7 protein-coding genes and 1 pseudogene are annotated in these 9,109 nt (G+C 72.1%); 4 read left to right on the forward strand and 4 right to left on the reverse strand.

All coding sequences use genetic code 11. The annotated features are described in order from the left end of the window. From VIB55_RS07615 to VIB55_RS07630, 4 genes and pseudogenes are all read right to left on the reverse strand, one after another. Positions 1–214 (reverse strand): annotated as a pseudogene (locus VIB55_RS07615) (hypothetical protein); the annotation flags it as partial. 135 nt (positions 215–349) lie between these two features. Continuing rightward, positions 350–2,470, reverse strand: a complete 2,121-nt coding sequence (locus tag VIB55_RS07620; RefSeq protein ID WP_331876075.1) for a hypothetical protein — start codon at positions 2,468–2,470, stop codon at positions 350–352. Continuing rightward, entirely contained in the window at positions 2,467–3,213 is a 747-nt protein-coding gene (locus VIB55_RS07625) for a FecR family protein (RefSeq protein ID WP_331876076.1), read from the reverse strand. The genes VIB55_RS07620 and VIB55_RS07625 overlap by 4 nt, the downstream gene beginning before the upstream one ends. A gap of 8 nt (positions 3,214–3,221) precedes the next feature. Next, positions 3,222–4,286 carry a hypothetical protein gene (locus tag VIB55_RS07630; RefSeq protein ID WP_331876077.1) on the reverse strand — a complete coding sequence of 355 codons (1,065 nt, stop codon included), beginning with the start codon at positions 4,284–4,286 and terminating at the stop codon, positions 3,222–3,224. A 261-nt stretch (positions 4,287–4,547) separates the two neighbouring features. Here VIB55_RS07630 and VIB55_RS07635 point away from each other — a divergent pair, with 261 nt between their 5' ends. From VIB55_RS07635 to VIB55_RS07650, 4 genes are all read left to right on the forward strand, one after another. Beyond that, positions 4,548–5,411 (forward strand): MBL fold metallo-hydrolase, encoded by an 864-nt coding sequence (locus tag VIB55_RS07635; RefSeq protein ID WP_331876078.1) that lies wholly within the window; start codon positions 4,548–4,550, stop codon positions 5,409–5,411. Then, positions 5,408–7,372 carry an HD domain-containing phosphohydrolase gene (locus VIB55_RS07640; RefSeq protein WP_331876079.1) on the forward strand — a complete coding sequence of 655 codons (1,965 nt, stop codon included), beginning with the start codon at positions 5,408–5,410 and terminating at the stop codon, positions 7,370–7,372. Before VIB55_RS07635 ends, VIB55_RS07640 begins: the two co-directional genes overlap by 4 nt. Positions 7,373–7,563: 191 nt before the next feature. Continuing rightward, a complete protein-coding gene (locus VIB55_RS07645; protein WP_331876080.1) occupies positions 7,564–8,286 on the forward strand; it encodes a vWA domain-containing protein in 723 nt (240 codons plus the stop codon). Positions 8,287–8,292: 6 nt separating this feature from the next. Continuing rightward, a partial coding sequence (locus VIB55_RS07650) for a protein kinase domain-containing protein (protein WP_331876081.1) occupies positions 8,293–9,109 on the forward strand: 817 nt, incomplete at its 3' end.

Genomic DNA, 9,109 nt, shown 5'->3' on the forward strand with positions numbered 1-9,109 from the left:
GGCCGAGCGACGCCTCGGAATCGGTGTCGATGGCGACGACCACCACGTCCGCGGGGCGGGGCAGGGTGCCGCGCACGGTGAACCAGCCGTCGTACACGCGCCGCTCCAGCGCGCGCCCCACCCGCGCCTCCGCGACGGCCAGCGCCAGCAGCGGCGCCAGGAGCGCGACGGCCGCGAGCAGCATTGTGCGGCGCTGGGGCAGATTCAAGTTCATTCTACAGCGAGGAAAAAGCGATCTCACGCAGAGCCGCAGAGACGCAGAAAGAGAGAAAAACGAGAGCCGTTCTCGGTTTTTCTCTGCGGCTCTGCGTCTCTGCGTGAGGCCTGTTGTTGTCGTTCTCGATGGACGTTAGAACGCGCGGCTCAGGCGGATGCGCATCACCAGCTCGCGGGTGTCCAGACCGGGGGCGCGCCGATCGGTGTAGTCCACCACGCCCGCGGTGAGGGAGAGCAGCGCATCTTGGCGCCAGGCGAACTCGCCGCCGCCCAGCACCTCCGCGCGGGTGTAGCGCGGGCCCGCCGCCCCGGCGGACCCGGGGCTGCGCGCGGCGGTGAGCCCGCCGTCGAAGCGCGCCGCCCAGCGCTCCGTCAATTGCCGCCGCCCGAAGGCCGTCAGCCGGTCGAAGGTGGTGCTGCCGTCGGGCAGGCCGGGGAACTCGGCGCGGTTCTGGCCCGCCATCAGCGAAAAGCTGGTGCCGCGCGATTCCGTTTCTCCCTGCACGCCCGCGAGGACGTACAGATCGCGCGTGGCGGAGAGCGGATTGGCGGGATCGCTCCGCTCCACCCAAGTGCCGTTGACGCTCACCCGGGTGCGGAACGAGGCGAGCAGCCCCACGGGCACCATCACCCCGCCGGACGCGGCCAGGGTGGATTCGTCCAGCGCGCCGGGGGTGCCCGCCGCCAAGCCGTTGGCGCGCGTGGCCAGGCGCAGCGAGCCCGTGAGCAGCAGGTCGCGCGGGGCCTGCCAGGTGACCGAGGCGAACCCGCCCTGGCCGCGCCGTGTCGCGGGCGCGGAGCCGTCCAGGTTGTCGCGGTCCTGCTCGTACCCGGCCGTCACGAAGAGCGCGTCACCGAATATCGAGAACGAGTCGCGCACCCGCAGCCCGCGCCAGTCGCGCTGCAGGCCGGGGTGGCCCATCGTCAGGTAGTCCATCCCCACCGACCGCCACTCCGCCGAAAACAGGTGCCCGCCGGCGCGCACGCTGGCCCGCGCCTGCTGCGCCGTGCTGGTGAGCTCGCGCGGGTCCAGCGGCTGCAGCGATGCGTTCAGGATGAAGAAGCGGTCCCAGCTGGCGGGGTCCAGTTCCGGCGGATCCGCCCCCGCCGCCACGAACGCCGAGTCCAGCTCCCGCTGCGTCCGCGGCCGGAAGCTGATGTCGCGGGCCAGCAGCGAGGCCGCGTTCTCGTACTGCAGCACGATGCGGCCGCCCGCCAGGCGCAGCGACGCGTCCAGCCCCGCCACCAGGTTGTCCCGGGGCGCGGGGATGGTGGAAAAGGTCCCCGAGTCCGCCGCGGGCGGCTGGGTGCGCAGGGCGGGGATGGAGCCCACGTCGTCGCGGGCGTGCATCACCGTCAATCCCATGCGAAAGACGCCCAGCCGCAGCGACGGGCGCACGGCCAGCAGGTCCTGCTCGTACGTGCCGCGCCGCTCGATGCGCGCCGCGTCCACCGGGTCCAGCGCCCCCGGGATGGCGCGCACCGTCTGCCCCGCGACCACGCTCAGCCCCGCGAAGCCGGCGAGCAGGTCCAGCTGTCCCCCGCGCACCCGGCGGCCGGACAGGATCACGTCGTGGAGCACGGGGTTCACGTCGCCCACGGCCAGCGACAGACCGGGGATGTGCAGGTCCGCGCGAAAGCGGTTCACCGGCTGGCGGGTGGCGGTCTCGTACCCGCTCAGGTGGCCGCGGACGCTGTAGCGCCACCCCGGCCGCAGCTGCCCGCCCGCGTTCACCCACATCCGCGGAGCGAAGTCGTCCTCCCGGCGAAAGGTGCCGCCCGGGCCGCTCACGGCGTTGCCGCCCCCCTCCATCACCACGCTGCCGTGCGGCACGGCGCGGGAGGGCCGGGGGCGCTGCACCCCGGTCGGGCCCGCCAGAGGAGGCCCGGGAGCGACGGTGAAGGTCCACTCCGCGCGCGGCATCCCCGCGCCGTCGGGCGTGCGCGCGGTGACGACCACGCGGTGAGGTCCGGGCGGGAGCGGTTCCCGCGGCCGCCACGTCACCACGCCGCCGGAGCGCTCCACCTGGGCGCTGACGTCCCGCGATCCCACGTGCACCGAGACGGCGAGCGAGTCCGCGGCCGAGACCGTCGGCGGCAGCGTCACGGCCACCAGCACCTGGTGCGCCGGCACGCGCTCCCCCGGCTCCGGCGAAAGGATGATCGCGCCGGGTGCCGACTTCTCCTGCGCCCCGGCGGTCCCGGAAAGCGCCGCCGCGGCGAGGGCGGCGGCGAGCAGAAGGCGCATCCTCATGGCGTCCCCTGCACGCGGCCGCGGAGCGCATCGGCGGGCACCTGCATCATCAGCGTGCGCACGCGGCCGTCGGCGTGCTGCAGCTGCACCTCCACCCACGTCGCCCGCCCGGCGTCCGCGGCGTCCTCGCCGCCCACTTCCTCCGCGCGGCGCAGCTCCTCGCGCGTGGCGCGCCTGGCCTCGGGCGCATCCGACGGAGATCCCGCCGACGCCTGCTGCCCCGCGCCCACGTCCGTGCGCCCGGCCTGGTTGAAGAACTCCACCACGCCTTCCAGCGTGATGACGACCGTTCCTCCCGCGGAATCGATGCGCACCAGGAACTCCGTCCCCTTCACCGCGGCCACGCCGGCGGGGGTCTGGATGCGGAACTCGGAGCCGTTGCGGCGGTTGACGCGCGCCCACACCTCGCCGAACTCCAGCTGGAGCGTGCGCACCACCGCCCCGCGCTCGTCGCCGGAGGTCAGCCGCACCTGCGAGCCGGGGTTGATCCGCAGGATGGAGCCGTCGTCCGTGAACCGCAGCGCCGCGCGGGTGTTCGCCGACGTGGCCACCACGTCGCGGTTCCGCAGGCGGTCGCCCAGCTGCGCCCGGCGCTCCCCGCCGGCCGCGGGATTGATCACCATCTGCCCCTCCTGCAGCAGCCGGTACACCAGCGCCACCTCCGGCTGCTGGGCCAAGGCACGCCCGGGCACCGCGCCGAGGACGAGGATCGCCGCCGCGGCGGCCAAAATGGATCTGCGCATGGCGGCCCTCACTGGACGCGGACGGAAAGGAGGGGGACGTCCCCCGCGGCGATGGCGGCCAGCAGCGCCTCCAGTTCCGGCAGCGGGATCACCCGGCCGTCCTGCAGCCGCGCGCTCACCGGAACGAAGCCGTCCAGCTGTGGAGAAAACCCGAGAGCCCGCAGGAGGATGGCGAACGAGGGATCTCCGCCATCCGCCGCCGTCCCCCCGCCGCCCACGCGGAACCAGTAGATGGGGCTTTCGGTGGGCTCGTCACCCCCCGACGTGGCCACCTCGCGCGTCACCTGCCAGGCGTAGGTGCCCCCCGGCTCCAGCCGCACCGCCTGCACGGAGGCGGGGTACAGCGCAGAAGTGGCCGAAGTGGTCGTTTCCCACACCGGGAAGCCGCCCTGGATGGCCTCCACTGCCGAGCCTTCGCCGTCCACCCGCGCCACGCGCAGCCGGTAGCGCGCCCCGGGCGCGTCCCCATCGGCGCTCCACAGGAAGCGCGGCGTGGGTCCGGGCACCATGGGCGGCGGGCCCGCGTCTGCCGGAATGCCGGGGGAGAGCAGGTCCACCCGCGCCGAGTAGCCCACGGTGATCCGCAACTCGTCGCTGTCGAGGACGGCGCCCTGCGTCGAACGCACGGTGACGGTGAACAGGTAGGTGCCCGCCGGCAGCCGGCCGCTCTGCAATCCGGCCTCGTCCAGCAGGTTCTCGTTGACGGAGAAGTCGGTGAGGGCGAACTCGCCGCCGTCCGTCGACAGGTCGCGGGTGGTCAGGTGCCGGACGGGGTCGCGCGGGACGAACGGGTCCGTCGTGCCGCGGAAGATCTCCAGCGGCCGCGGAGTTTCCCGCGCGACCCGCACCTCCATCACCACCGGGCGGGATGCGTCCTGGCTGATGAGGGTGATGCCCAGCAGGTCCGGCCGCACCCCGGGGCTGCCGGGGAGAAGGTCGGAGACGAAGATGGCCTCCACCGGCGCGAGCCGGCGGATGGAAACCTGCACCTGTGCCGAGCAAGGCGCGGGGGCCAGGCCCGCCCAACTGGTGGCGAGCACCAGCGCGGCGAAGGCGCGAACGAAGACACGCATGAAGGCCGTCGGAGGGAAAGAGAAGACGAACGAAGGAAGGATGGGCGGCGGATCGTGCTGCTTCCACGGCGCGTCGCAGCGATAGGATAGTCGGCACCCCGCCCGGAGCCAAGGTTTTTCTTCCGGGGATGGGGGAGTGCGCCGGCGATCCGCACCGCCTCGATAGCCATCATCGTTGCACCGTGTTCAGCGCGTGCCTACCTTGGCGGCGGATGTGCTCCATCCCCACGCCACCCCTCCACGCCATCTTCCCCGCTGTCCATGATCCCTCCGCCCGGCCTGACCGCCACCTGTTGGGGCACCCGCGGCTCCATTCCCGCGCCGGGGCCAGACACCGTGCGCTACGGCGGCAACACGCCGTGCCTGGAGGTGCAGGCGCAAGGCCGCCGCTACATCTTCGACGCGGGGACGGGAATCCGCGCGCTCAGCCGCGCCCTGCAGCCGGAGGAGCCGGTGGAGGCCGAGCTGTTCCTGACGCACTTCCACTGGGACCACGTGCAGGGATTTCCCTTCTGCGGCCAGCTCTACCACGCCGACTCCCGCATCCGCGTTCACGGTCCGCCCCAGGACGGCGTAGGCGTCGCCAGCGTGCTCGCCGGGATCATGGCGCCGGCGTACTTCCCCGTGCCGCTGGACGCGCTGGCCGCGGGGGTGGAGTTCGTGGATGTAGACACGGCGCCGTGGACCGATGGAGCGGTGGAGGTGGATGCGCTGCGCGTCTGCCATCCCGGGTTCACCTGCGGCTACCGGCTGCGCACCGGCGGCGCCTCGCTGGCGTACGTTCCCGACAACGAGCTGCGCGAGGCGGATGCCGCGCAGTATCGGCAGATGGTGGAATGGGCCGCGGGGGTGGACCTGCTGGTGCACGATGCCATGTGGCGCGACGACGAGTACGCGCGCTACCGCGGCTGGGGGCACGGCAGCGTGGGGGATGCCGTGCGGCTGGCGGAGGACGCGGGCGCGCGGCGGCTCCTGCTCTTCCACTACGCACCCGAGCGGAGGGACGACGAGCTGGACGACATCGTCAGCGAGGTGCGGCGCGGGCTGGCGGAGCGCGGGTCGGCGCTGCGCGTGGACCCGGCGTGCGAGGGCGTGGCGATCTCCCTGTGCCGGGGGGACGCATGAGCACCGTGCTTCCGGAGTCCGCCGCGGCCGGGCCGCTCCCGCAACGCGTCGCCCGGCCGCCGCGTCCCCTGCTGCTGCATTCCGCGGCGTGGACGCCGCCCGCGCCGCTGGCCGCTGCGCTGGAGACGCGGACCATCGGCTCGCTCCGGGAGGTGGAGGAGCCCGACGCGCCGACGGTGCTGGTGCTCGACCAGGGGCTGGCCGCGGGGGCGGACGACCTGGAGGCGGCGCTGCGGGCGCTTCCGGACGCCGTAATCGTTGTTCCCGCGGACGAGGAGACGGATGCTGTCGCGCGATGGAGCGAGCGCGTGCTGCTGACGCTGCCCGAGGCGGACGAGGCGGCGGCGAGGGCCATCCGAGGCGCGCTGCGGCTTTCCGCCGCGCGGCTGTCACAGGCGCGGCTGGAGCGCGAGCTGGCCGGTGCGCGCAGCCAGTTGCGCGAGCTGGCCGGCGTGGGGATGGCGCTGATGACGGAGCGCGACCCGGACCGCCTGCTGAACACCATCCTCTCCAAGGCCCGCCAGCTCACCGCCAGCGACGCGGGAAGCCTGTACCTGGTGGAAGAGGAGGACGGCGAGCGCCGCCTCTGCTTCACGCTGGCTCAGAACGATTCCATCGACGCGCCGTTCCGCGCCTTTACCCTGCCGCTGGACACCACCAGCGTGGCGGGGTACGCCGCCACCACGGGCGAGACGCTGCGCATCGCGGACGCGTACGACCTGCCGGATGACGCGCCGTACCGCCTGAACCGCAGCTTCGACGAGCGGTTTGGCTATCGCACCTGCTCCATGCTCGTCGTTCCGATGGTGGACCACCGCGGCGGCGTGGTGGGCGTGCTGCAGCTCATCAACCACAAGCGCGATCCCGCGGCGCGCATCGACGGTCCGGACGCCGCGGCGCAGTGGGTGATGCCGTACCGGCCGCGAGAGATGGAGCTGGTGCAGGCGCTGGCGGGTCAGGCAGCCGTGTCCATCGAAAATTCGCGCCTGTACCGGCAGGTGGAGAACCTGTTCGAGAGCTTCGTGAAGGCCGCCGTCGTCGCGGTGGACCAGCGCGACCCCACCACCTCCGGCCACAGCGTGCGCGTGGCCACGCTCACCTGCGACCTGGCCGTGGCGCTGGAGCGCGGCGGGCGCGGGCGGTACGCGGGGATGCGCTTCACGAGCGAGCAGATGCGGGAGCTGCGGTACGCCTCGCTCCTGCACGACTTCGGCAAGGTGGGGGTGCGCGAGGAGGTGCTGGTGAAGCCCAAGAAGCTGCCGCCGCTGCTGATGGAGCGCGTGCAGGGTCGCTTCGCCTTCATCCGCCGCACGCTGGAGATGGAGCACTACCGCGCCCGCGCCCACGCCGCCGAGCGTGGCGAGCGGCTGGCGGACGCGGCCATGGAGGCGCGGATGGCGGAGCTGGAGCGCGTGCGCACGCTCGTGCTTTCCGCCAACGAGCCGACCATCCTGCCGGAAAAGGCCGCGGCGGAGCTGGACGGGCTCTCGGCGCTCACCTTCGCCGGGCCGGAGGGCATGCCGCTGCCGTACCTGACGGAAGAGGAGCTGGCCTACCTGCGCATTCCCAAGGGCTCGCTGACGGACGACGAGCGCAGGGAGATCGAGAGCCACGTGGAGCAGACGTACCGCTTCCTGGTGCAGATTCCGTGGACCGGCGACCTGGGCAACGTGGCGGCGATCGCCTACGGGCACCACGAAAAGCTGAACGGCAGGGGCTATCCGCGCGGCGTGGGAGCGGACGGCATCCCCCCGCAGACACGGATGATGACCGTCGCCGACATCTTCGACGCGCTCACGGCCAGCGACCGCCCCTACAAGCGTGCCGTGAGCGCCGAGAAAGCCATCGACATCCTGCACATGGAGGCGCGCGACGGCCTGCTGGACACCGACCTGGTGGAGACGATGGTGGAAAGCGGCGTCTACCGCCGCATCCTGGAGGTGGACTGGCGAGCGCTGTAACCCGATATCCATCCCCTCCGACGCTCCCGCCCCGGGCCCCCGAGCACACCGCTCGCGGGGCCCGGCACCTTTTCAGCGGCGGACGCGTAGCGGACTGAAACCTGCAATGGCCGCGGCTCCGATCGGCGCGGGGCCCGGGGCGGGCCAAGGCCGCACACGTCATGCACTTCTGAACGGCGGGGCAGACCGAAATGGACCAGCAGCAGACCAAGACCCGCGGGGTCGCCGACATCGTGTTCCTGATCGACATTTCCGGGAGCATGGCGCCCGCCATCGACGCCCTCAAGGCGAACATCGGCACCTTCGTGGCATCGCTGAGCGGCGGCGAGGGCAACAACATCTCGCCGGTGCGCGACTGGCGCGCCAAGGCTGTGGGCTACAGCGACTTCGACGAAGACCCGCAGCCGTTCGTCGACAACCCGTTCGTCACCGACGTCGAGGCCCTGCGCGCGCAGCTGGCCGGTCTGGTGGCCGGGGGCGGCGGCGACGAGCCCGAGTCGCTGCTCGACGCGCTGTACAAGGTGTCCACCATGGGGCAGACGGAGAAGGGCGCGCAGAGCCTGGATGCGACCAAGTGGCGCTACCGCAGCGACGCGGCCCGCGTGGTGGTGGTGTTCACCGACGCCTCGTTCAAGCCCACCATGTCCATTCCCGAGGCCAAGGGCGGCGGCATTCAGGACGTGATGAACGCCGTGATCAACAACCGCGTGATCCTCAGCCTCTTCGCGCCCGACATGCCGGGCTACGACGAGCTCAGCCAGATCGACAAGTCCGAGTGGGAGGCCATCTCGTACCCGGGGCTGAACCCGCAGGACGCGCTGGCCAAGTTCACGTCGGACCAGGCCAACTTCAAGAACACCCTTCGGCAGCTGGCGGCCAGCGTGTCGAAGTCGGCCGAGACCGTGGCGCTCTGACCGCGGATGGCGAAGAAGCTCAAGGTGGGCGACGCCATCAACGGGTACCAGATCGACAAGGTGTTCGGGCCCGGGGCAATGGCCATCTCGTACGCGGCGCGCAAGTCGTCGGGGCAGCGGGTGTTCTTCAAGCAGTACAAGTCGCCCTCCGTCACCGTCGCCTGGTACCGCGACTACGTGCGCTACCAGAAGGAGCTCAACCGCCGGATCGAGGCGAGCCCGGCGCGCAACTTCTGCGTGCGCGCCATCGACTCGTTCGAGGCGGTGTGGGGCGGGCGCACGTACTTCCAGGTCTTCGAGCTGGTGGAGAACGGCGCCGACCTGGGCGGCATCTTCGAGCGTGAGGCAGAGGCGAACGGCGGGCGCACGCTCGCCGTGCCCTTCAAGGACGCGCGGCTGTGGGAGCAGCACGTGATCTGGGCCAAGGTGCTGATGTCGGGCATCAACACGCTGCACGCGGCCAACGTGGCGCACGCCGACCTGAAGCCCGACAACGCGTTCCTGATCGAGGACCCGTCCATCGCGGCGGGATTCCAGCTGAAGCTGATCGACCTGGATTTCTCGGTGCTCACCGACCAGACGGCGCCCTGGCACGGGCACCAGGGGTACGTGGGCACCGACAATTACCGCTCGCCCGAGCACTTCACTCCGGGCGGCATCCCGGGCGCGCCGTCGGACGTGTTCACCTGCGGCCTGATCCTCTACCAGCTCCTCACCGGCCGCCACCCGTACTGGTCCGAAGACCAGGGCGAGTACGCGCGCAAGGCGATGGCGTTCGAGGCCCCGCGCCCGGTGCTGGGCGGCACCATGCCCGCCCCGGCCA

This window comes from Longimicrobium sp. (assembly GCF_036554565.1).
In the GTDB taxonomy this organism is placed as follows: domain Bacteria; phylum Gemmatimonadota; class Gemmatimonadetes; order Longimicrobiales; family Longimicrobiaceae; genus Longimicrobium.

What these genes read in the sequence shown, in the direction of transcription:
- VIB55_RS07620 (WP_331876075.1), bottom strand. Translation starts at nt 2,470, where the DNA reads ATGAGGATGCGCCTTCTGCTCGCCGCCGCCCTCGCCGCGGCGGCGCTT.
- VIB55_RS07625 (WP_331876076.1), bottom strand. Translation starts at nt 3,213, where the DNA reads ATGCGCAGATCCATTTTGGCCGCCGCGGCGGCGATCCTCGTCCTCGGC.
- VIB55_RS07630 (WP_331876077.1), bottom strand. Translation starts at nt 4,286, where the DNA reads ATGCGTGTCTTCGTTCGCGCCTTCGCCGCGCTGGTGCTCGCCACCAGT.
- VIB55_RS07635 (WP_331876078.1), top strand. Translation starts at nt 4,548, where the DNA reads ATGATCCCTCCGCCCGGCCTGACCGCCACCTGTTGGGGCACCCGCGGC.
- VIB55_RS07640 (WP_331876079.1), top strand. Translation starts at nt 5,408, where the DNA reads ATGAGCACCGTGCTTCCGGAGTCCGCCGCGGCCGGGCCGCTCCCGCAA.
- VIB55_RS07645 (WP_331876080.1), top strand. Translation starts at nt 7,564, where the DNA reads ATGGACCAGCAGCAGACCAAGACCCGCGGGGTCGCCGACATCGTGTTC.